Source organism: Herpetosiphon geysericola (assembly GCF_001306135.1).
Classification (GTDB): Bacteria; Chloroflexota; Chloroflexia; order Chloroflexales; family Herpetosiphonaceae; genus Herpetosiphon; species Herpetosiphon geysericola.
The window spans coordinates 210,713-231,012 of record NZ_LGKP01000012.1; the positions used below are offsets into that span (position 1 = coordinate 210,713).

The following is a 20,300-nucleotide window of genomic DNA, read 5'->3' on the forward strand; positions in this document are numbered from 1 at the left end:
ATGGCAACCGCATCGAATGTGGCAGGGACGAATCCTGCCCAAGCCCAAGAATTTACGCGGCCTGTTCGGAGTCTTTGGAGCGATGCATGGCTGCGCTTGCGCCGCAATCGCTTAGCAATGGCAAGTATTGTTTATTTGTTTTTGCTGGCGTTGGTCGCAATTTTTGCTCCAGTCATTGCCCCGCATTCGCCTGGCCGCCCAACCACAACCGAATTACGCGAACGGGGCGTTTATCGCCAAGCAGCGTGGGTTGTCGATGAGAAAACCCCTAAACGCAGTGGGATTTGGAAGTTTCCGCTTGGAACCGATTCTGCTGGCGGTGATGTGCTTAGTCGCTTGATTTATGGAACCAGGGTTTCGATGGTTGTGGGCTTTATTCCCATGATTTTTACCCTGACGATTGGGATTACGATTGGCTTGATTTCAGGCTTTGCTGGCGGCAAACTTGATAGTTTGCTCATGCGCTTCACTGATATTATCTTTTCGTTGCCCGATATCTTGTTCTTTATTATTGTGCAAACGGCCTTCAGCCAGACCGCATTTGGCAAGACGTTTAATGGCTTGCTGCTGATTTTCTTATCGTTCTCAGCTGTCAACTGGGCGAGTGTTGCGCGCTTGGTGCGTGGCCAAGTGCTCTCATTAAAAGAAAAAGAATTTGTTGAAGCCGCTGAGGCAGTTGGGGTTCGCCGTGGCTCAATTTTGTTTCGCCACATTTTGCCCAACACCTTGGCTCCAATTATTGTGGCAGGCGCGTTTATTGTGCCAAGCGCGATTGTTACCGAAGCAACCCTGAGCTTTTTGGGGATTGGCATCCAGCCTGATACCAACCCAAATAATCCATTTCCTACCAGTTGGGGCCAGATGATTTTGGAAGGTAAGTCGGCGATTGATTCGCAACCATGGATTTTGATCGCCTCGGCGATTGCGATTGCTTCAATTACGATTGCCTTTGTGGCATTGGGCGATGGGTTACGCGACGCACTTGATCCCCGTCAATAGATCAAGACAAATTGCTCGACATCATGAGGAGCACATATGGCTGAAGCACCTTTGCTTGAGGTCAAAAACCTACAAGTTCAATTTAAAACCGCTGATGGCGTGGTCAATGCTGTCAATAATGTTTCATTTTCGGTCAATCGCGGCGAAACACTCGGGATCGTCGGCGAATCTGGCTCGGGCAAAAGCGTTACATCACTTTCGATTATGCGCTTGATTCCCTCACCCCCAGGCAAAATTGCTGGCGGCCAGATTTTGTTTGATGGCGATAATCTAGTCGATTTTAGCGAGTCGGAGATGCGCAAAATCCGTGGTAATCGGATTTCGATGATCTTCCAAGACCCCATGACCTCGCTCAATCCGGTGCTACGGATTGGCAAGCAGATGACTGAATCGTTGCAATTGCACATGGGGATGACTGCAAAACAGGCACGCAATCGAGCCATTGACTTGCTCTCAATGGTTGGGATTCCAGCGCCCGACAAACGACTTGACGATTTTCCGCATCAATTTTCTGGCGGGATGCGCCAACGGGTGATGATCGCCATGGGTTTGGCTTGTAACCCTGAGCTGTTGATTGCCGACGAACCAACGACCGCACTTGATGTAACTATTCAAGCGCAAATTCTTGAATTACTTAACCGTCTCAAGAACGAGACGGGGACGGCGATTATTTTCATTACCCACGATCTTGGGGTTGTGGCTGGCATGACCGACCGCGTGATTGTGATGTACGCTGGGCGGGTGGTCGAACAAGCGTCGACCAACGAGCTGTTCCGCAATCCACGCATGCCTTACACGATTGGCTTGCTCGATTCGATTCCACGGCTTGATGGAATTCAAACCCGACTCACGCCAATCCCGGGGCTTCCACCAGATTTGTTGGAAAAGACCAATCGCTGTCCATTTGCGCCACGCTGCGATTTTGTGCAAGAGCAATGCTGGATCGAAACCCCAAGCTTGCGCCAAGTTGCGCCCGATCACACGGCGGCCTGCTTATTCGATATTGATCGTGATCAGCGCCAAGTGATGGCTGAAAAGAAAATTGCCGAAGAACAAGCAGTCTTGGATGCAGCACTTGAGGATGTTTTAGCCCACGAACAAGCATCGTAGAACCAGAGGAAGGCCACATGGCAGTACAAAATGAGAATCTGCTCGATATTAACGGCTTAAAAATGCACTTCCCAGTGAAATCCAACGGTTTATTACGCCGCACGGTTGGGGCAGTTAAAGCAGTTGATGGCTTGAGCTTTTCAGTTAAACGCGGTGAAACCCTCGGCTTGGTGGGTGAATCAGGCTGTGGTAAATCGACGACAGGGCGGGCAATTTTGCAGTTGCATCGCCCAACCGCTGGCACGGTCAACTTTGATGGCAAAGAGTTGACCAAACTCAACGGCGAATCATTGCGCCAGATGCGGCGCAAAGTGCAGATTATTTTCCAAGATCCGTATGCTTCGCTCAATCCACGCATGACTGTGGGCGATATTGTGGGCGAGCCAATTCGGGTGCACAACTTGCGCACTGGCAAAGAGGTGCGCACGCGGGTCGAGGAATTGCTGCGGGTTGTGGGTCTCAACCCGTACTTTATCAACCGTTACCCGCACGAATTCTCTGGTGGCCAGCGCCAACGGATTGGGATTGCGCGCGCTTTGGCAGTTGAACCAGATTTTATCGTCTGCGATGAGCCTGTTTCTGCGCTCGACGTGTCGATTCAAGCCCAAATTATCAACCTGTTGCAAGATTTGCAGGGCCAATTTGGTTTGACCTATCTGTTTATTGCCCACAATTTGAGTGTGGTGAAGCACATTAGCGATCGGGTGGCGGTGATGTATTTGGGCAAAATGGTCGAGTTGGCTCCTTCGAAGCAGCTCTATGCCAACCCAATGCACCCCTACACCCAAGCCTTGCTCTCAGCAGTGCCGATTCCCGATCCTGAGGTTGAGAAACAACGCCAGCGAATTATTTTGCAAGGCGATGTGCCAAGCCCGCTTAATCCACCTTCTGGCTGTCACTTCCATACTCGTTGCCCAATTGTGATCGACAAGTGCAAAGCAGAAGATCCACCATTCCAAGATTATGGTGGCGGCCATTTTGTGGCTTGCTGGCGCGCAACTGAATCGCAAGCGCAAATGGAAAAGAAGTTGCAGTAGCAACGAGAGGTCGGGGTTCAGGGGCTAGGGGGCCAGTAATGCTGGCCAAACTTGCGCTTTAGATTATTCAAAGGCTCCACTCTGATTCGATGAGTGGGGCTTTTGGGTTTCTTTGATGGCTATCGGCTATAGGCTTTTGGAACTAGTGGTATTCTACCAAACATTTTGATAGCTCAACACCTGAAGCCTTCATTTCTCTGCGCCTCTGCGTTAACGAATTGATCCACGAAGGGCACGAAGCGCACGAAGGACATTTTAGCCACAGATTTGTTTGATTCCTGTTCCAAAAGCCCATAGCATTCTTTCTCTGCGCCTCTGCGTTAAATGATTGATCCACGAAGGGCTGAAACCACGAAGAACGCGAAGAGCGCGAAGTATGGCTCTAGGTTATGGTCGAGCAGAATTCTGTGGTTTCCCACCACATGTTCCGCAAGCCAATAGCCTAGAGCCTTACTAATCATCCTATGTTCTATGTTCTCTGCTCTCTGTTCTTACTTCATCCTTCATCCTTCATCCTTTGGTTCTAGCCTTGCCAACGTTTGAAGATCACGCTGGCGTTGACTCCGCCAAAGCCGAAGCCGTTGGATAGGGCATATTCGATTGGCATTGGCCGTGGCTCTTTTGCAACCAAATCAATGCCTTCGCTAGCTGGATCAGGATTTTCCAAGTTGAGCGTGGCGGGAGCAATTTGGTCGCGAATCGCCAAGGCGGTGAAAATTGCCTCGACCGCGCCAGCAGCACCCAACAAGTGACCAGTTGATGATTTGGTGGCGCTCACGGCTAAACCTGAGTTTTCGCCAAATACCTGCTTGATTGCTGCCAACTCACCGCGATCGCCAACTTGGGTCGAGGTGGCATGCGCATTCAGATGTTGAATTTGATCGGGCGAGATTTGAGCTTGACGTAATGCTAAGCGCATTGCTCTGGCTGCGCCTGAGCCATCTTCTGGGCCAGAAGTGATGTGATAGGCATCGGCGGTTGTGCCATAGCCAACTACTTCAACTAACGGTGTTGCGCCACGGGCTAAGGCATGCTCTAAATCTTCCAAGACCAAGACGCCTGCGCCTTCGCTCATCACAAAGCCATCACGAGCTTGATCAAACGGGCGCGAGGCACTGGTTGGATTGGCGTTAAATTCGGTTGCCAAGGCGCGAGCGGCGGCAAATCCGCCCAAACTGACTGGATCAAGCGCTGCTTCGGTGCCACCACAGACCGCAACATCGGCCTCGCCACTGTGGATTAAGCGTGCACCATCGCCAATTGCTTGCAAACTGGCAGCGCACGCGGTGACTGGCGCAGCAATTGGGCCGCGAAAGCCATAACGAATTGAAATCTGGCCTGCTGCCAGATTGATCAAAAAGGCTGGGACGGTAAATGGTGAGAGCCGCTGTGGGCCTTTGCTATCTAAAGTGCGCACTGCTTGGGTAATGGTCGAAAAGCCGCCAACGCAAGAAGCAATCAAGGTTGCTGTGCGCTCTTGGGCTGATTCGGTTTCTGGCTGCCATTGCGCTTGCTGCAAGGCCTCAGCGGCGGCTGCCAAGCCCAGAACGATAAAGCGATCCATTTTGCGTAGCTCTTTGCTATTGGCGATGGCGCTTGGCTCAAAGCCAGCCACTGGATCAGCTGCCAAACTTGGCACAACTCCGCCAATCGTGCTGGCCAAGCCTGCGCTAATTTGCTCTGGCAATGGCCCAATTCCCGATTGGCCCGCCAATAAGCGTTGCCAAACAACCTCAACTCCGCAACCCAACGGCGAAACAATTCCCATTCCTGTAATCACAACACGACGCATAGTGCTTCCTTAACAGATGTTGCTTCGAAGCGGAGCAATCACAGTCAACACTATACCGCAGTTTTTTAGGCTATGGGCGATTTGGTGTTTTGTTGATCCACGAAGGACACGAAGCGCGAGGAGTCAGGATTCAGGCGTCAGGGCCAGATTTGCATTAAGCAACCCAATCATAATGCCTGGCCCCTGCCACCTACTTGATTTCCTGTAACCAGCTCTGCATTTGTTGGTTTTCGGCAGTTTGGGCAGCGATCACTGCATCGGCAAAGCTTTTGAGTTCATTGCGTTGGGTACTAGTTTTGATGCTCTGGGCCATCGCGATTGCCCCATCGTGGTGGCTGATCATCGCGCTCAAAAAGCGCCGATCATAGCTTTCGCTGCCTGCGGGAACATCCATCGAACCCATATGTAGCGCGCTGAGGTCGCTGGCTGGGGCATCGCCAAACCAGGCTTTGCGCCACGCTTCAAGCTGGGTAATTTCTGGCTCTTGGGCTGCGATAATTTGCTTAGCTAACTCTTGCACGCGGGGATCGCTGGCTTGATTTTGGGCATCCTTGGCCATGGCAATTGCGCCGCGATGATGTTCAATCATGCCATCAAGAAATTGGAGATCGCTCATGCTCATACTGCCATGATCCATTGTGGGAGCTTCGGTAGCATGATCGCCGCCATGATCGTCGTTGCTGGTGCTACAGCCTGCGAGCAAGAAAACAAGCATTATAACTATCATCCATCGTTGCATTGTTAAGTTCCTTTCAAACCAAATTTGCCTAGCCTTAACCTACCCATATTTGGCAGCGGTGGCTAGTTTTGGGCAATTTTCGGCTTTTTAACAGGATTTAGCTGTAGCAAATGCCACAAACTGTAGCAAATGCCACATTCTGCGCAGGATTACAGCAAGAATTCTATAAAAAATTGTTTGCTAAACAGAATAAATTTACAATACTAATAACGATTGGCATCAAACTACGAGGCTATTTTATGGTTAAGGTTGTTCAGCAACGGCATTGGTTGTGGTTTGTGCTCAGCAGCGAGCTGATTATTACGGCGCTGCATTATCTGACCAGCGCCCATCTTTTGCCCTATCATTCGATTTATCGCAGTTTGTATTATGTGCCGGTTGGCGTGGCGGCGGTGATGTGGGGCCGTACATTTGGGCTAGGGCTGGCGCTCGTCACCGCATTGGTCTATTTGCCGCATGCCCATTGGCTTGATGCCCATGCCTCCAATAGCTTACTCGATAATACGCTGGAGATGGCGACCTTGATTGTGGTGGCAGGCTTGCTTGGCAGCTTAGCCGAGCGTGAACAACAAGCCCACAGCCGTGCTGAAGGCTTGCGAGTGTATATTCACGATGTGCTGGCAAGCCTGCCGGTGGGTGTTGCCACAATTGAGCAGCAACAGTTGAAGTTGCAAAATCCAACGGCGCAACATTTATTGCAGCCGACTCCAAGCCTTGCCCAATTGCCCCAAACCAATGGCTATAGCGAAATGCAACTTGCTGAAGGAGCGTTGGCGGTGCGGCGCTCGGACTTACATAATGTGGAGGGCCAGCCAATTGGAGCGGTTTTGGTATTTGAGGATATTCGTGAGCAGCAAGCGATCGCCGAGCGCATTCGCCAAGCTGAACGCATGGCAGCGCTCGGTCAATTGGCTGGCGGCCTCGCCCACGAGGCTCGTAATCCGTTGGGCATTGTGCGCGCCACCAGCCAACTCTTGGGCCATAAATTGGCCCAGCAACCACAATTGGCCCACTATACAAGCGTGATTAATAGCGAGGTTGATCGTTTGGATCGCTTGATTAGCTCGCTGTTGAACTATGCCCAGCCCCAAGCGTTGCAACGCCAGCCCTTGGCAATCAACCAATTATTAGCCGAATTTGTGGCTACCTGTGAGCCGCTGGCAGCAGAACATGGCGTTGCGTTGCAGCTTCGCCTCGATCCTAGTGAACCATGGATTGAAGCTGATCGCGATGCAATCTGGCAAATGCTGTTAAACCTGAGTTTGAATGCCCTGCAAGCAAGCCAAGCAGGGCAAACGATTGCTATCAAAAGCCTTGTTGCGGATCAGCTTGAAATTCATGTGCAGGATCAAGGGATCGGAATCGATCTGGCGATTCGTGAGCGAATTTTTGATCCCTTTTTTACGACGCGAGACGATGGCACAGGCATGGGTTTGGCCTTGGTTGCGCGCAGTGTTGCCGAACATGGCGGCACAATTAGCCTCGAAGCTACCCCAACCCAAGGCAGCTTAGCGCGCTTACGGCTACCACTATTGCGGCAAGGAGCACAAGCATGAGCAAGCGCGTCTTGGTAATTGACGATGAAGCAAATTTGCGTTGGGTGCTGAGCGAAGCCTTGAGCGACCAAGGCTATGAGGTAGCAGTCGCGGCCAATGCCAACGATGGTTTAGCGGCCATGAGCCATCAGCCTGCTGATGTGGTGATTCTCGATTTGAAATTAAAAGGCATGGATGGGCTGGCCACCTTGGCCCGTTTGCGTGAGCGCTGGCCTGATGTGGTGGTGCTAATGTTGACCGCCTATGGCACGGTTGCGAGCGCGGTTGAGGCCATGCAACGGGGTGCTGCCGATTATTTGCGCAAGCCCTTTGATTTGGAAGAAATTGGTTTTAAGCTGCAACGGGCCTTGGAGCGCGCCGCACTCCAGCAAGAAATTCGCTATTTGCGCCAAAGCCAACAACAAGCGACGATTGCTGGTTTAATTGGTAGCCATCCTGTTTGGTTGGCCTGTCGTGAGCAACTTGAGCGTATGATCGATCGCTTGCCATTGCTTGTATTGGTTGGCGAAGCTGGGGTTGGTAAGGCCCAACTTGGGCGGTATGCGCACGCAACGAGCCAGCGCCATAATGCGCCCTTGATTGAGCTTGATGGCGCGTTATTGACTGAGCCGATGCTCGTAGCTGCGCTGAATGAGGCTGGCCAAGGGAGTGTGCTAATTCGCCATGGCTTGGGGTGGCTCGATTGGCTTTTGGACCAAACCCTCCAACCGAGGATCATAGTGACCAGCCTTAAATTGCCTGAACAACCAGTGCCAACACTTCAGGTTCCTAATTTGAACCAACGCCGCAGCGATATTGGCTTGTTTGCCAAAGCTTGGCTTGAAGCGCAATCATTAAGTGCAGCAGCGCTCCAACAGCTTGAGCAAAGCCATTGGAGCGCCAATCTTCCAGAATTGCGTCATGTATTGGAGCGGGCGGCGTTGGCGGCGAATGGCCAAACGATTCAGCCTGAGCATTTACCGCATGATCTGGCCTTGGCTAGTGCCGAGCCAATTGCGTTGCCCGCAACAGGCCTGCAACTCGATTTAGTTGAGCGCAGTTTATTGCAGCAAGCGTTGCAGCAAGCCAATGGCAATAAAACCCGCGCCGCCGAATTGTTGGGCTTGTCGCGCCATCAATTGCTCTATCGGCTCGAAAAACATGGCCTCAGTTAGCCGTTAATCACTTCGCCACCATTGGGGTGTAAGATTTGCCCCGCCATATACGAGGCATCGTCGCTGGCCAGAAACACATAACAATTGGCGACTTCTTCTGGTTGGCCTGCGCGTTTCATCGGCACATCGCTGCCGAAGGTCGCAACTTTTTCAGCCTCGAAGGTTGCTGGAATGAGCGGAGTCCAAATTGGGCCGGGAGCCACGCCATTAACCCGAATGCCTTTTTCGATTAAGGATTGCGAGAGCGAGCGGGTAAATGCCACAATTGCGCCCTTAGTTGCTGAATAATCGAGCAATTGCGGGCTACCACGATAGGCTGTGACCGAGGTTGTGTTGATAATGCTGCTACCTTTTTTGAGATGGGGCAATACTGCTTTGGTCAGGTAGAACATGGCAAAAATATTGGTGCGGAAGGTGCGCTCCAATTGCTCGGCACTAATATCAGTAATCGATTCTTGCGGATGTTGCTCGGCTGCATTATTAATTAAAATATCAAGCTGGCCGAATTTCGCTATTGTTTGCTCGACGAGGCTTTGGCAATAAGCTTCATCGCCAATATCGCCCGCCGAGAGCAAGCAACGGCGGCCTTCAGCCTCGACTAAGCGTTTGGTTTCTTGCGCATCGTCATGTTCATTCAAATAGTTGATTACCACATCAGCGCCTTCTTTGGCATAAACAATCGCAACTGCCCGCCCAATCCCACTATCGCCCCCAGTAATTAAGGCAACTTTATCCTTCAGTTTGTCGCTGCCTTGGTAGCGGCGATCTTGGGCTTTGGGCTTGGGCTGCATTTCCGATTCGATGCCAGGCTGTTGATCTTGGGTTTGGGGTGGAAATTGCTGTTTTTTTTCTTCGTTTGACATAATCTTTATCTCCTTAACACATAACCACACTTCCCTGTGTAGCGAAGCAAGAAGCATACCAATTGCTGAAGCTGCTTCAGGCTTGCGATGGAGTGCAGCGCTAGTCCAATCGGCTAGACTTGCTTGGTTATGCTAGACGGGAGTCTTTGGCAATGAAAGCATTTGATCAATTGACTGAGCGCGGTCAGCACCAGCGGCGGCGACGCTTGGCCGAGGCAGCCTTGGCTGCGTTTGGCATCAAAGCCGAACAACTAACATTTATTAATCATGGCGAAAATACCACCTATCGGGTCAAAACTGCGGCAGGAGATGGCTCGCAGACTGGGTTTTATCGAACTGGCTATTATTTGCTGCGCTTACATGGCATCAACTACAACAGCGCTGCCGAAATTAATTCTGAGTTGCAATGGCTCAAAGCCTTGGCTGAAGAAGCTAAGTTGCCAGTGCCCTTGCCAGTTGCTGGCTTAGATGGTCATTATGTGCAAAGCGTGCAGATTGCCGAAATTCCCCATCGTTATAATTGCTCGTTGATGGAATGGCTTGATGGCCGTTTGCAAATCAATAATCCTACGCCAGCCCATTGCCAACAACTAGGGCTGCTCGTTGGCCAGTTGCACCAGCATGCCCAAAACTGGGTTTTGCCGCGCGATTTTCAGCGCCGCAGTTGGGATTGGGAAGGCCAATTTGGGGCTAATGTGAGCAATGGCGCTGATCATGCCACAGTTTGGGCGGCGATTCCGGCCCAACATCATCAACTTTTACAACAAACCATGGATGATTTTGCTGAAGTTGAACGGATGCTTGGCAAAGGTCGCGATGTTTATGGCTTGATTCATGCTGATCCACATTGGGGCAATATTTTATTTGCCGATGGTGCAGCACGTGCGATTGACTTTGATGATTGTGGCTTTGGCTATTGGCTGTATGATGTGGCGATTGCAGTGGGCCGTTGGCGGATCACCCCTCAGTGGGATGGTATTTGGCAGAACTTTTTGCAGGGCTATTGTCAGCTTCAACAATGGGACGAAGCCACCTCCAAGCTGCTTGATGTAATTATTGCTGCTCGCTGTACCAACGTGCTACAATGGTATGTCGGTCATGCAACCTACGATCCACTTTTTGCCAGCGATGTCCATGAGGTGATCGAAACTTTCACCACAAGGATTAGAACAATTTATCTCCATCCCCCACTTGCCCGCTAACTGCCCATAGTTGCTAGGCAGCTATATACCAACTGCGGTTATCCAAAAGCTACCCATGTAGATAGGGCCAACTGCATAGATTCAATAAGCGATTTTCGCGTTATAATCGTGCTACGTTTTACCTCTTCCTAACCATGAGAGAAGGGTTACTGAGTAGAGGTTTACACCAACGGACAAGGATGCATATGGCAACACAACAAAAGTACAAAAACATCCGACGGATTGAGAACGTCGAGGCCAATTCGTATGGTTGGTGGGTGCGGGTGAGGATCGATGGTGAATTGTTCAGCAAGTTTTTCAGCGACAATGCGTTCAATGGCTCTGGTAATGCGCTGCGCAATGCTTTAGAGTATCGCGATTCAATTAAGCGCGAACGAGGGCGCCCCCACATTGAAACGGTTGACCCTGATGTGCATTACAAGGGTATCAGCCGGATAGATCGTGAGATCAAACGGACACATGGCTGGTATGTGCGGGTGTTCTACAAAGGCCAACAACGAGTTAAGTTCTTCAGTGATATGCTCTACGATGGTCGCGAAGGCGCTTTGGCTGCTGCTTTGGATTTTCGTGACGAGGCCGAACGCGAGTTGGGCAAGCCACGGACTGATCGCCCGGTGGTTACGGTTAGTCGCCGCAATGCGACTGGCAAAATTGGCGTGACCAGAGTGCGCCGCAAGGATCGCAATCGCAAAGGTGAAGTCTATCTGCGTGATGTTTATGAAATAACTTGGTGTCCGCGCCCGAATGAAATTCATCGGACTTCGGTGTCGGTGCGCAAGTATGGCGAAGAAGAAGCTCGCAAACGCGCATTTATGATTCGCGATAATAAAGAGCGCGAAATTTTCGGCAAAGTTGTTTCGCAAACCCCCAGCGCCGAAGAGTTGGCAATACTTGATCATGACGAACTATCGACATAACCCATCACGTATTGGCTTGCGGCAGTACATGGTATTATTGCGAGAAACATGGCGGTGCCTTGGTGCATCGCCATCGTGTTGTTTTGTTGGAAGGAGCATCTATGGCACTGCTGCCCTCGATGTATATCCGCGATAGCGCCGACCACGTTGGCGAAGCGGTAAAACTTGCTGGTTGGGTCTATAACAAAACCGAAAAAGGCAAGTTGGTTTTTATTCAATTACGCGATGGTACCGCCACCATTCAATGTGTGGTGTTTAAAAAGAACGTCAGCGAAGAGGTGTTCGCTCGCGCCAAGGAATTAACTCAAGAATCGTCGTGCTATATTCATGGCACGTTGCGCGCCGACGAACGCTCAAGCTTGGGCTTTGAATTAGATGTGACTGATATTGAAATTGTGCATCTAACCCAAAATTACCCAATTACTCCCAAAGAGCATGGCACCCAATTTTTGATGGAGCATCGCCACTTGTGGGTGCGCTCGGCCAAACAACATGCCTTGCTGCGCATTCGCGCTCAAGTCATTGCCGCTGCCCAAGAATATTTGAATAGCGAGCATTTTGTGCGCTACGATTCGCCGATTCTGACGGCAACCGCCGCTGAAGGCACCAGCGATTTGTTTGCAACTGAATATTTTGATTTGGGCAATGCCTATTTGGCGCAAACCGGCCAGCTCTATGTTGAATCGGGCATGGCTACCTTTGGACGGGTCTATTGTTTTGGCCCAACCTTTCGGGCTGAAAAATCGAAAACCCGCCGTCACCTCACCGAATTTTGGATGATCGAGCCAGAATTTGCCTTCGCCGACCAAGACGATAATATGGAACTACAAGAAAACTTTGTTTCCTATATCGTTCAGCGCGTGCTTGATCGCTGTGAGGATGATCTCAAAATTTTAGAGCGCGATACCTCGAAGCTCGAAAATATTGTGCCACCATTCCCCCGCATCAGCTACGACGAAGCAATCGAAAAGATCAAAGAAGGCGTGGCTGCTGGAGCAACGGTCGCTCCCGATAATGCACCATTAGCGCCCTTGGAATGGGGCGACGACTTTGGCGCGCCTCACGAAACCTACTTGGCCAGCTTGTTTGATAAGCCCTTGTTTATCTACAACTATCCAACCAAGGTTAAAGCCTTCTATATGCAACCAGCTGAAGGCCGCCCCGAAGTGGTGCGCTGCGCCGACTTGATCGCGCCCGAAGGCTATGGCGAGATTATCGGTGGTTCGCAACGGATTCACGATGCAGAGTTGCTCGAAGCCCGTATTCGTGAGCATGGCCTTGATGTCGCCGATTACCAATGGTATTTAGATTTGCGACGTTACGGTAGTGTACCGCACTCTGGCTTTGGTATGGGCATCGAGCGTTGTGTTGCTTGGCTTGCTGGCACGCGTCATATCCGCGAAGCCATTCCATTCCCACGTCAACTCTATCGGATTTATCCGTAAGACTTGGGGATCGGTTGTTGGGGGTCGGAGATGGGGGATTTTGAAGCAGAGGGGTCAGGATTCAGGGGCTAGGCATTAAAACTATACTTTAATCCTAGCCCCTCATCCTTCGTGCTCTTCGTGTCCTTCGTGGATCAGTTGATTAACGCAGAGGCGCAGAGAACGTATAGCTGAGGGCTATGGGCTTTTGGATGATAATCCAATAAATCTATGGCTAAAATAATGTTTATTCGTGTAATTCGTGTAATTCGTGGCTAAAATAATCTTCATTCATGTGCTTCGTGCTCTTCGTGTCCTTCGTGGTTCCCTAAACCCTAATCCCTCATACCTTCGTGCTCTTCGTGTCCTTCGTGGATCATAACTGGCCCCTGACCCCTTGCCAAGAGATACAATTTAACCGCAAATGTAGCAATTGTTTGTTTAAGCGCAAGTTGCTTGGCCCAGGGCGAGTGCAACACAACCTCACCATAGTAGGCGCCTGCTAGCTGGCCATAAATTGCTCCGGTTGTATCAGCATCGTTGCCCAAATTAACTGCCAATAAACAGCCTTGCTCAAATGAAGTGCTGTGATAAAACGCCCATAATGCTGCTTCAAGCGTGCGTGGCACGTAGCCCAAGGCCTCGATTGCTGGTGGTTGGCGCTCACGGAATGAACCAGCAGCGAATTCGGCAATCTCAGGGCTAAGCGCATGCTGCTGCCAATAATTGGGCAATGGATGATAGTTGGCTGCTAAAAGCTGCGTTTTCGGCACGCCTTGTAATGCGCCAATAATCAAGCCAGTGAAATAGCGACAGGCATCGATCGCAATTTGATTGCCATGGGTGGTGCGTGAGCTAGCCGCTGCGTAGCTATCAGCCAATTGGGGATTATTGACATAAGCAAGCGCAATTGGTGCAATCCGCATCAACGAGCCATTGCCCGCCGACCAACGATCTTGGTCACCAGCATAGGCATCACCCGTTTGAATAAAATAGTTAATCGCCTCGCGAATGGTGCGCCCGCTATCGATATAGCCGCCAGTGCTGCTTAAATGGCCTGCTTTGAGCCAACGCCGATAGCGCTGCATTTGATCCACTGGATCAAAGCCTTTGGATTCGATTAAACTTTCAGCAAGGCAGAGTAGCATGGCGGTGTCGTCTGTCCATTGGCCAGGAGCCAAATTGAATACACCACCACCAAACATGTCGCTGATTGGTGCGAAGCTGCCTGGGCGCTGAAATTCTAAAGTTGCGCCGAGGGCATCGCCAATTGCTGCACCAACCAAGCATGCCGCATAGAGTTGCCACGGAATTGTTGCTTGTTGCATCATAATTCCAATTATCACAAGGATTAAGTTTTAACGCAGAGGCGCAGAGAATGAAGGATGAAATCAAAAGTCAAAAGCCGATAGCCTTACTTCGTGCTCTTCGTGCTCTTCGTGGTTTCAAGCCTTCGTGTGAAATTTAGTTCTCTGCGCCTCTGCGTTAAATTCCCCTAGGCTCTCTGTTCTATGTTCTTTGCTCTCTGTTCTTTGCTCTCTGTTCTATGCCCCAAACAAATAGCTCAAGAAACGTTCGCCAACTTTTTGTTCAACTGCTTCAGTATTATTGGCTTCTTCGCGAGCGAATTTGACTGCTTGTTGTAATTTGCTAATTCGTTCGAGCAATTCGTTAACGCGGCGAGCTGGTAATGCACCTGAGAATTTAATCGTGCGCCAATAGCCAACAATCACATCTTCATAATACACTTCAACTTGAGCTGGGTGCTTTTCGGTTGCTTCAGCCTTAACATGGTTACGGGGGATTTTCTTGGTGCGCACGGTTTGTACTGGCTCGGTTGCCCATGTATCGGTTGATTGATCAAGATTCCAGCTTTCGGCTGCATCAAGGGTTGGTAATTTACGCACAAAGGTTTGCAAATCAACTAATTGTTTTTCTAAAAAGAGCAAATAAGCAACTGGTACATCGCTGAGCAAGGTTTGGCCATCAACCACAACATCGGCTTTGGCAAGGCAATTGGTCCAATCTTTGGTTGCAGTAACATCAAATAAACGCGTTAAAATTGTGCTCGTTTGGCGAATAATTTCTTCAGCCCGCATTTGAACTTTGGTCGATTCTGGCGGTAATTGTTCACCTTCTTCATCTTTTGGTCGATAGGTGCGGCTAATCCCTGCCAAGAGCGCTTGTTTTTGCAATGCTTGATGAGCTTCGGTCAGCTCGGAAAATGAACGGCTTTTGACCCCTTTTTCGACCGCGATGATTTGATTTAATTTAGCCATTCTGCAATCCTTCAACTATTGATGAATTTGAATCTGCTGGCAGTATAGCCGATGTGCCTGCGCTTGAGCCATAGCCCTCAGACCGATTGGAATCCGTCGTTGGGCTTAATCCCAATAGATTGTTGGCGAGTTCTTCATAATCTTTGAACAATTATTTTCTAAACTAGCTTCAGCGATTTGAACAACCTTAACCATCAAAGGACGAGCGTATGCAGACGGCAACTAAGGCCAAAACTGGCAATCGAAGTAAAACAAACTATCTCGTCGATCTCGTGATCGGAATGAGCTTTTTACTCGCAACCGCACCCAACGCCACTGGCGAGCCAATTCATGAATGGCTCAGCATGGGTTTGTTAGTAATGGTGGTGGTGCACTTGCTCTTGCACTGGCAATGGATTGTGGCGATCACGAAGAAGCTTTTTGGCAACGTGGCATGGCAACAACGAATTAATTACATGTTAAATATTGGCCTGTTTATTGATCTGACGATCATCATGTTTACTGGCGTGATGATCTCCAAAACGGTTGTGCCCTTGTTGGGCCTGGAATTACCCATCAATATGACGTGGCGCAGCCTGCACGGGCTTGCTTCCAATGTAGGCGTAGTGCTGATAGGCTTGCATTTGGCGTTGCATTGGGATTGGATTGTGCGCAGCTCAAAGCGCTATCTGCTTCAGCCAATTGCCAAACGTCTGCACAAGCCAGCCACTCAATTAGCTACCAAGGAGCAATCATCATGAAATTATTGGGACGCATCGTTATTATCGCGCTGGCTGCGGCCTTGGTAATTGGCGGTTTGGTGGCCTTGGTGCCAAGTAGCGCGGCAGCTGGCTTTGCTGCTGGGCGGCCTGAACGCCAATTGACGCTTGAGGCTGAACAATCAACAACTGATCAATCGACTAACACAGCCCGACCTGAATTTGCTGGCCGCGAGCGTGGTGGCGATCATCATGAAGGTGGTTTTGTCCATATCATTCGCAATGCTGCTATCATGGCAATTATTATTGCGTTGGTGGCGTTTGGTATGCGCCGGTTGCGTCGCCGTCGCGATCTTGTTTGGCTCTAGCTGCTTGTTTGCACCCGTTGCGGGAGATTGGAAACGCCCAATGGCTCAAACAATTTTAGTCATCGATGATGAAGCAAAGCTGCGTGAATTACTCCGCAGTTATTTGCAAAATGAAGGCTTTAACGTTTTTGAGGCCAAAAACGGTCGTGAAGGATTATATGTGGCGCGTGAGGTTAAGCCCGATTTAATTTTGCTTGATATTATGATGCCCGAGCTTGGCGGGCTTGATTTTATGCGTGCTTGGAATAAAGAAGCAGAAACGCCAATTATTTTATTAACTGCCAAAATTGAAGACCACGATAAAATTATTGGTTTGGAACTGGGTGCTGATGATTATATTACCAAGCCATTTAATGCTCGCGAAGTTATGGCACGGGTGCGAGCGGTTTTGCGCCGAAGCTATAAAGCGCCAACCCAAGCCGATATGCTGCGCATCGGCGAGATTGTGCTCGAGCGCTCTGCTTGTACTTTGCTGGTTGGCGAGCAAATAGTCGACCTTACGCCCTCGGAATTTGAAATTTTGGCGACATTAATGGCCTCGCCTGGCCATGTATTTTCACGCTTAGATTTGCTTGATCGCACGTCGGGGCAGGCGTATGAGGGCTACGAACGCACAATTGATGTGCATATTCGCAATTTGCGCAGCAAAATCGAGCCCGACCCGAAAAACCCGCGCTATATCGAAACTGTCTATGGGGTTGGCTATCGCTTTGCCCGCCCGAAACGGCCTGAAGCATGATACTCCGTTCATTGACTTGGAAATTAACCATTGCCTTCTTGGGCGTTGGCTTGATTGGGGCCTTGGTCGTGGCCTTGTTGGCCCGCCAAAGTGCGCGCAACGAATTTGATCGTTTCATCTCTGAGCGCGATCAAACGGCCTTGATCACTGCCGTGACCAATTATTATGTGAGCCATGCCAGCTGGGATGGCCTAGAAAGCGAGATCAATCAAGCGCCCGATTTGGCCTTTTATCGGCGTAGCGCAACCCTGTTTGACCGTGATGGCAAGGTGGTTTTGGCTAATGGCCCGTATCTTCCAGGCGTGACGGTTGATCAAGCTATCTTGGATGCGACCCAACCGTTGACTGTTGCCAATCAAACTGTGGGCTATATTGCGTTTGGGATTATTCAAGGCGTGCAACCACCTGCCTTCAGCCCCGAAATGCTGACCAAAACTGGGCCATCGCCGGGCCAGCTTGCCTTTGATCAACGGATTACGTGGGCGATTACGATCAGTGCGATTTTTGCTACCAGCGTTGCCTTGTTGGTTGGAACGTTTTTGGCGCGGCGGCTAACCCGCTCGTTGCGCGAGTTGACGGTGGCAACCCAAGCCATGGCTGCTGGCCATTTGGAGCAACAGGTGGCGGTGCGTTCAAATGATGAAATTGGCGATTTGGCCCGTTCGTTTAATCATATGAGTGCCGATTTGAGCAAAGCTACCCATTTGCGTAAGCAGATGACTGCCGATCTTGCTCACGATTTGCGCACGCCGCTGAGCATTTTGCGCGGCTATGCAGAAGGCTTGCGCGATGGCGTTTTGCAGCCCTCAGAGATGATCTACACTGTAATTTTTGATGAAGTGACCCATCTTCAGCGCTTGGTTGACGATTTGCGGATACTTTCGTTGGCCGATGCTGGCGAACTCTCGCTCAATCGACGTTTGGTTGATCCAGCGGCATTGATGGAGCGCACAGTCTTGGGCGCGTTTGTCCAAGCTGAGCGCCAACAACTTGAGCTTAAGCTTGAAACTGAGGAAGGCCTGCCCTCGGTGGCGGTTGATACTGATCGCATGGCCCAGGTCTTGAATAATTTGGTTAATAATGCCTTGCGCCATACCAAAGCGGGCAGCATTAGCCTGATTGCCAAGCGCCAAGCGCAACAGGTGCAACTGATTATTCGCGATACTGGCAGCGGCATTGCTGCTGCTGATGTACCGCATATTTTTGCCCGCTTCTACCGTGGCGATAGCTCGCGCCAACGTGAAGATCAAGCCTCGACTGGCTTGGGTTTGGCAATTGTCAAAGCGATTGTTGAAGCCCATGATGGTCAAATCGAGGTTGAATCGACCGTAGGCGAAGGAACAAGTTTTAGCATTAGCTTACCAATTGCTTGACAACACGTGTATACTGTTTAGAACATATGTTCTTATAGTAAAGGGTGAGTACTATGCAAATCAAGATGACTAGCGTATTTGTCGATGACCAAGCCAAGGCCTTGAAGTTTTACACCGAAAATCTAGAATTTATCAAAAAGTATGAAGTGCCCGTTGGCGAATTTTTATGGCTAACCGTCGTTTCGCCCGAAGCGCCCGATGAAATTGAACTTGTGCTCGAACCAAATAATCATCCGGCAGCTAAAGCCTACCAAGCGGCGCTTAAAACCGATGGCATCCCTTGTTTGAGCTTAGCAGTTAAAGATATTGATGCAGAATATAAGCGCATGCAGGGCTTGGGCGTTGAATTTCGTAGCCCACCCACCGACATGGGGCCAACCCGCGCTGCGATCTTCGATGACACTTGTGGCAATTGGATTCAAATGTATCAAAGCTAATGGGGATCGGCTGTTGGGGGCTGGGGATTGGAGCCGCGAAGAACACGAAGCATGTGCATTATGGGGAATCGAACAATCTTCATAATCCACAATGCGAATTTTCGGTTATTGGGATTGGGGATTGGAACCGCGAAGAACACGAAGGCCACGAAGAATATGCATGCTGGGGAAATCGAACGATCTTCATAATCCACCAAATATATTTTAGGGGGTGCAGGGGGATGAAAACCCCCTGCGTTTCCCTCCGGCGGAGGGACGGAAGGGTGGCGAACGATAGAAGTGAGCATTACCATGCTTGAATATTGCCAAGGAAATTTATTAGCAGCTAAAACTGCGGCCTTAGTAAACCCAGTTAATTGTGTTGGATTAATGGGCAAGGGCTTGGCGCTCCAATTTCGCCAAGCCTTTCCTGCCAATTATCAAGCCTATGTCAACGCTTGTCGGGCTGGAGTGGTGAAGCTTGGCTCGATGTTTGTGTTTATTGAGTCAAGCGCTGAGCAGCCAATTACAATTATCAATTTCCCTACAAAGCAACATTGGAAGCAGCAATCGCGCTTGGCCGATATTGCGAGCGGCTTAGATGCCTTAATCACTGTAGTGGCAGCGTATTCGCTTGATTCGCTGGCGGTGCCTGCTTTGGGCTGTGGCTATGGCGGCTTAGCTTGGGCCGACGTTGAGCCACTAATCATCAAGGCCTTTGAGCGCGTGCCAAATGTGCATGTTCAATTGTACCCACCGCAATAACCAAAACAAACCACAAACCTTTATTGGAAGCACGCCTTGGGCGTGTTTTTTATTTTAATGGTGATCAGGCAAAATTTAACGATTAATTGCAGCTAATCTACTAACGATGATTAACGAAAGGATTATTAAGATGGCAAAGTCGCTATTGTATAGCCTTCAATCGTCACATTGTTGTGCTAGCCGCAGCCTCATTGTTGTTAGTCGTGAAGGCGGATTCATCACTCAAAATTGTACAAGCTGTGACAAACCCCGCGCAATCAGACCTGAGCATATTCCTAGTGCTCTATATACTCTTTGCTCAATTCCAATGCTTGTTAAGGTCGTTAATAAAAATTATGCCTATACTTGCCAGCGTTGTACAAATATTCATATGATCTACCAGTTAGTTCCAGCGTGGGAAGAATACTTTAAATATAACGGTTTTGCTATTCCAAATCTTGATAATTATAGCTTTTGATAATTGATATAACCATGAAAGGATTGATTGTAATGACTACTCAAGCTCGTCGAAAAGAAACATTTGCTAGTTATTATAAAGATTTTCTGCTGTATTTATGGAATAATGGTACACCTCGAACGATTATAAAATCACAAATCTATCAATTAGTTGGTGCGAGTGCGTATGGGAACCATAATAAACTGAGTTTAGCTCCTTGGGCATTAGTCGAAAATTGTAATAGTAATAAAGCTCGTTGTTTAAATCAGCGTGGAATCGAATTTATTCAAGGGCATTTACAAATTCCATTGACAATTGTGCGCGATGAGGCACAAATCTGGCGAGCTGACATGGGTACACGTTTAATCCATTTTCAGGATGTGGAATAAGTTTAATGGAGAGAGTGCTGCTTTTGTGCTATAAACGTTTGCAA

General features: G+C 49.6%; 20 protein-coding genes. 15 read left to right on the forward strand and 5 right to left on the reverse strand.

The genetic code is table 11. The features are described from left to right. The 3 genes from SE18_RS07225 to SE18_RS07235 are packed head-to-tail and all read left to right on the forward strand — an operon-like array spanning position 1 to position 3,146. Positions 1-999, forward strand: a complete 999-nt coding sequence (locus SE18_RS07225; protein ID WP_054533763.1) for an ABC transporter permease — start codon at positions 1-3, stop codon at positions 997-999. A 36-nt stretch (positions 1,000-1,035) separates the two neighbouring features. Further along, entirely contained in the window at positions 1,036-2,109 is a 1,074-nt protein-coding gene (locus SE18_RS07230) for an ABC transporter ATP-binding protein (RefSeq protein ID WP_054533764.1), read from the forward strand. 17 nt (positions 2,110-2,126) lie between these two features. Then, the gene (locus tag SE18_RS07235) at positions 2,127-3,146 is read left to right on the forward strand and encodes an ABC transporter ATP-binding protein (RefSeq protein WP_054533765.1); all 1,020 of its coding nucleotides are present in this window, start codon (positions 2,127-2,129) and stop codon (positions 3,144-3,146) included. A 523-nt stretch (positions 3,147-3,669) separates the two neighbouring features. Here the strand turns inward: SE18_RS07235 and fabF are convergent. Together fabF and SE18_RS07245 are read right to left on the reverse strand one after the other, a co-directional pair. Next, positions 3,670-4,938: a beta-ketoacyl-ACP synthase II gene (fabF, locus tag SE18_RS07240; protein WP_054533766.1), complete on the reverse strand. Its 1,269-nt coding sequence runs from the start codon at positions 4,936-4,938 to the stop codon at positions 3,670-3,672. A gap of 190 nt (positions 4,939-5,128) precedes the next feature. Continuing rightward, positions 5,129-5,653, reverse strand: coding sequence for a DUF305 domain-containing protein (locus tag SE18_RS07245; protein ID WP_054533767.1), 525 nt, complete (start codon positions 5,651-5,653; stop codon positions 5,129-5,131). A 263-nt stretch (positions 5,654-5,916) separates the two neighbouring features. Between SE18_RS07245 and SE18_RS07250 the strand changes: the two genes are divergently transcribed. After that, positions 5,917-7,233: a two-component system sensor histidine kinase NtrB gene (locus tag SE18_RS07250; protein WP_054533768.1), complete on the forward strand. Its 1,317-nt coding sequence runs from the start codon at positions 5,917-5,919 to the stop codon at positions 7,231-7,233. After that, the gene (locus SE18_RS07255; protein ID WP_054533769.1) at positions 7,230-8,387 is read left to right on the forward strand and encodes a sigma-54-dependent transcriptional regulator; all 1,158 of its coding nucleotides are present in this window, start codon (positions 7,230-7,232) and stop codon (positions 8,385-8,387) included. The genes SE18_RS07250 and SE18_RS07255 overlap by 4 nt, the downstream gene beginning before the upstream one ends. Here the strand turns inward: SE18_RS07255 and SE18_RS07260 are convergent. Continuing rightward, positions 8,384-9,250: an SDR family oxidoreductase gene (locus tag SE18_RS07260; RefSeq protein ID WP_054533770.1), complete on the reverse strand. Its 867-nt coding sequence runs from the start codon at positions 9,248-9,250 to the stop codon at positions 8,384-8,386. The two genes, SE18_RS07255 and SE18_RS07260, sit on opposite strands and share 4 nt — an antisense overlap. 152 nt (positions 9,251-9,402) lie before the next feature. On the opposite strand from SE18_RS07260, the gene SE18_RS07265 reads away from it, so the two are divergent. The 3 genes from SE18_RS07265 (at position 9,403) to asnS (ending at position 12,814) form a co-directional block, all read left to right on the forward strand. Further along, complete coding sequence (locus tag SE18_RS07265) at positions 9,403-10,452, forward strand: phosphotransferase enzyme family protein (RefSeq protein WP_054533771.1); 1,050 nt, start codon at positions 9,403-9,405, stop codon at positions 10,450-10,452. 185 nt (positions 10,453-10,637) lie between these two features. Next, positions 10,638-11,369 (forward strand): hypothetical protein, encoded by a 732-nt coding sequence (locus SE18_RS07270; RefSeq protein WP_054533772.1) that lies wholly within the window; start codon positions 10,638-10,640, stop codon positions 11,367-11,369. A gap of 101 nt (positions 11,370-11,470) precedes the next feature. After that, a complete protein-coding gene (asnS, locus tag SE18_RS07275) occupies positions 11,471-12,814 on the forward strand; it encodes an asparagine--tRNA ligase (protein WP_054533773.1) in 1,344 nt (447 codons plus the stop codon). Positions 12,815-13,128: 314 nt separating this feature from the next. Here asnS and SE18_RS07280 read toward each other — a convergent pair whose 3' ends face one another. Together SE18_RS07280 and SE18_RS07285 are read right to left on the reverse strand one after the other, a co-directional pair. Further along, positions 13,129-14,121, reverse strand: coding sequence for an ADP-ribosylglycohydrolase family protein (locus SE18_RS07280; RefSeq protein WP_054533774.1), 993 nt, complete (start codon positions 14,119-14,121; stop codon positions 13,129-13,131). Positions 14,122-14,337: 216 nt separating this feature from the next. Continuing rightward, the gene (locus SE18_RS07285) at positions 14,338-15,072 is read right to left on the reverse strand and encodes a DUF7873 family protein (protein WP_054533775.1); all 735 of its coding nucleotides are present in this window, start codon (positions 15,070-15,072) and stop codon (positions 14,338-14,340) included. A gap of 209 nt (positions 15,073-15,281) precedes the next feature. On the opposite strand from SE18_RS07285, the gene SE18_RS07290 reads away from it, so the two are divergent. The 7 genes from SE18_RS07290 (at position 15,282) to SE18_RS07325 (ending at position 20,256) form a co-directional block, all read left to right on the forward strand. After that, a complete protein-coding gene (locus SE18_RS07290; protein ID WP_054533776.1) occupies positions 15,282-15,812 on the forward strand; it encodes a DUF4405 domain-containing protein in 531 nt (176 codons plus the stop codon). Next, the gene (locus SE18_RS07295) at positions 15,809-16,138 is read left to right on the forward strand and encodes a hypothetical protein (RefSeq protein ID WP_054533777.1); all 330 of its coding nucleotides are present in this window, start codon (positions 15,809-15,811) and stop codon (positions 16,136-16,138) included. Before SE18_RS07290 ends, SE18_RS07295 begins: the two co-directional genes overlap by 4 nt. Positions 16,139-16,178: 40 nt before the next feature. Further along, a complete protein-coding gene (locus SE18_RS07300) occupies positions 16,179-16,877 on the forward strand; it encodes a response regulator (RefSeq protein ID WP_054533778.1) in 699 nt (232 codons plus the stop codon). Then, on the forward strand, positions 16,874-18,250 hold the full coding sequence (locus SE18_RS07305) for a sensor histidine kinase (protein ID WP_054533779.1): 1,377 nt from the start codon (positions 16,874-16,876) through the stop codon (positions 18,248-18,250). The genes SE18_RS07300 and SE18_RS07305 overlap by 4 nt, the downstream gene beginning before the upstream one ends. A 53-nt stretch (positions 18,251-18,303) precedes the next feature. Continuing rightward, positions 18,304-18,687 carry a VOC family protein gene (locus SE18_RS07310; RefSeq protein ID WP_054533780.1) on the forward strand — a complete coding sequence of 128 codons (384 nt, stop codon included), beginning with the start codon at positions 18,304-18,306 and terminating at the stop codon, positions 18,685-18,687. Between the two features lie 291 nt (positions 18,688-18,978). Continuing rightward, complete coding sequence (locus tag SE18_RS07320; RefSeq protein WP_054533782.1) at positions 18,979-19,431, forward strand: macro domain-containing protein; 453 nt, start codon at positions 18,979-18,981, stop codon at positions 19,429-19,431. Between the two features lie 489 nt (positions 19,432-19,920). Beyond that, positions 19,921-20,256 carry a hypothetical protein gene (locus SE18_RS07325; RefSeq protein ID WP_054533783.1) on the forward strand — a complete coding sequence of 112 codons (336 nt, stop codon included), beginning with the start codon at positions 19,921-19,923 and terminating at the stop codon, positions 20,254-20,256. Positions 20,257-20,300: the final 44 nt, after the last annotated feature.

Excerpts from the sequence above, each read along its gene's own strand:
- SE18_RS07225 (WP_054533763.1), top strand. The coding sequence starts at position 1 with ATGGCAACCGCATCGAATGTGGCAGGGACGAATCCTGCCCAAGCCCAA.
- SE18_RS07230 (WP_054533764.1), top strand. The coding sequence starts at position 1,036 with ATGGCTGAAGCACCTTTGCTTGAGGTCAAAAACCTACAAGTTCAATTT.
- SE18_RS07235 (WP_054533765.1), top strand. The coding sequence starts at position 2,127 with ATGGCAGTACAAAATGAGAATCTGCTCGATATTAACGGCTTAAAAATG.
- fabF (WP_054533766.1), bottom strand. The coding sequence starts at position 4,938 with ATGCGTCGTGTTGTGATTACAGGAATGGGAATTGTTTCGCCGTTGGGT.
- SE18_RS07245 (WP_054533767.1), bottom strand. The coding sequence starts at position 5,653 with ATGCTTGTTTTCTTGCTCGCAGGCTGTAGCACCAGCAACGACGATCAT.
- SE18_RS07250 (WP_054533768.1), top strand. The coding sequence starts at position 5,917 with ATGGTTAAGGTTGTTCAGCAACGGCATTGGTTGTGGTTTGTGCTCAGC.
- SE18_RS07255 (WP_054533769.1), top strand. The coding sequence starts at position 7,230 with ATGAGCAAGCGCGTCTTGGTAATTGACGATGAAGCAAATTTGCGTTGG.
- SE18_RS07260 (WP_054533770.1), bottom strand. The coding sequence starts at position 9,250 with ATGTCAAACGAAGAAAAAAAACAGCAATTTCCACCCCAAACCCAAGAT.
- SE18_RS07265 (WP_054533771.1), top strand. The coding sequence starts at position 9,403 with ATGAAAGCATTTGATCAATTGACTGAGCGCGGTCAGCACCAGCGGCGG.
- SE18_RS07270 (WP_054533772.1), top strand. The coding sequence starts at position 10,638 with ATGGCAACACAACAAAAGTACAAAAACATCCGACGGATTGAGAACGTC.
- asnS (WP_054533773.1), top strand. The coding sequence starts at position 11,471 with ATGGCACTGCTGCCCTCGATGTATATCCGCGATAGCGCCGACCACGTT.
- SE18_RS07280 (WP_054533774.1), bottom strand. The coding sequence starts at position 14,121 with ATGCAACAAGCAACAATTCCGTGGCAACTCTATGCGGCATGCTTGGTT.
- SE18_RS07285 (WP_054533775.1), bottom strand. The coding sequence starts at position 15,072 with ATGGCTAAATTAAATCAAATCATCGCGGTCGAAAAAGGGGTCAAAAGC.
- SE18_RS07290 (WP_054533776.1), top strand. The coding sequence starts at position 15,282 with ATGCAGACGGCAACTAAGGCCAAAACTGGCAATCGAAGTAAAACAAAC.
- SE18_RS07295 (WP_054533777.1), top strand. The coding sequence starts at position 15,809 with ATGAAATTATTGGGACGCATCGTTATTATCGCGCTGGCTGCGGCCTTG.
- SE18_RS07300 (WP_054533778.1), top strand. The coding sequence starts at position 16,179 with ATGGCTCAAACAATTTTAGTCATCGATGATGAAGCAAAGCTGCGTGAA.
- SE18_RS07305 (WP_054533779.1), top strand. The coding sequence starts at position 16,874 with ATGATACTCCGTTCATTGACTTGGAAATTAACCATTGCCTTCTTGGGC.
- SE18_RS07310 (WP_054533780.1), top strand. The coding sequence starts at position 18,304 with ATGCAAATCAAGATGACTAGCGTATTTGTCGATGACCAAGCCAAGGCC.
- SE18_RS07320 (WP_054533782.1), top strand. The coding sequence starts at position 18,979 with ATGCTTGAATATTGCCAAGGAAATTTATTAGCAGCTAAAACTGCGGCC.
- SE18_RS07325 (WP_054533783.1), top strand. The coding sequence starts at position 19,921 with ATGACTACTCAAGCTCGTCGAAAAGAAACATTTGCTAGTTATTATAAA.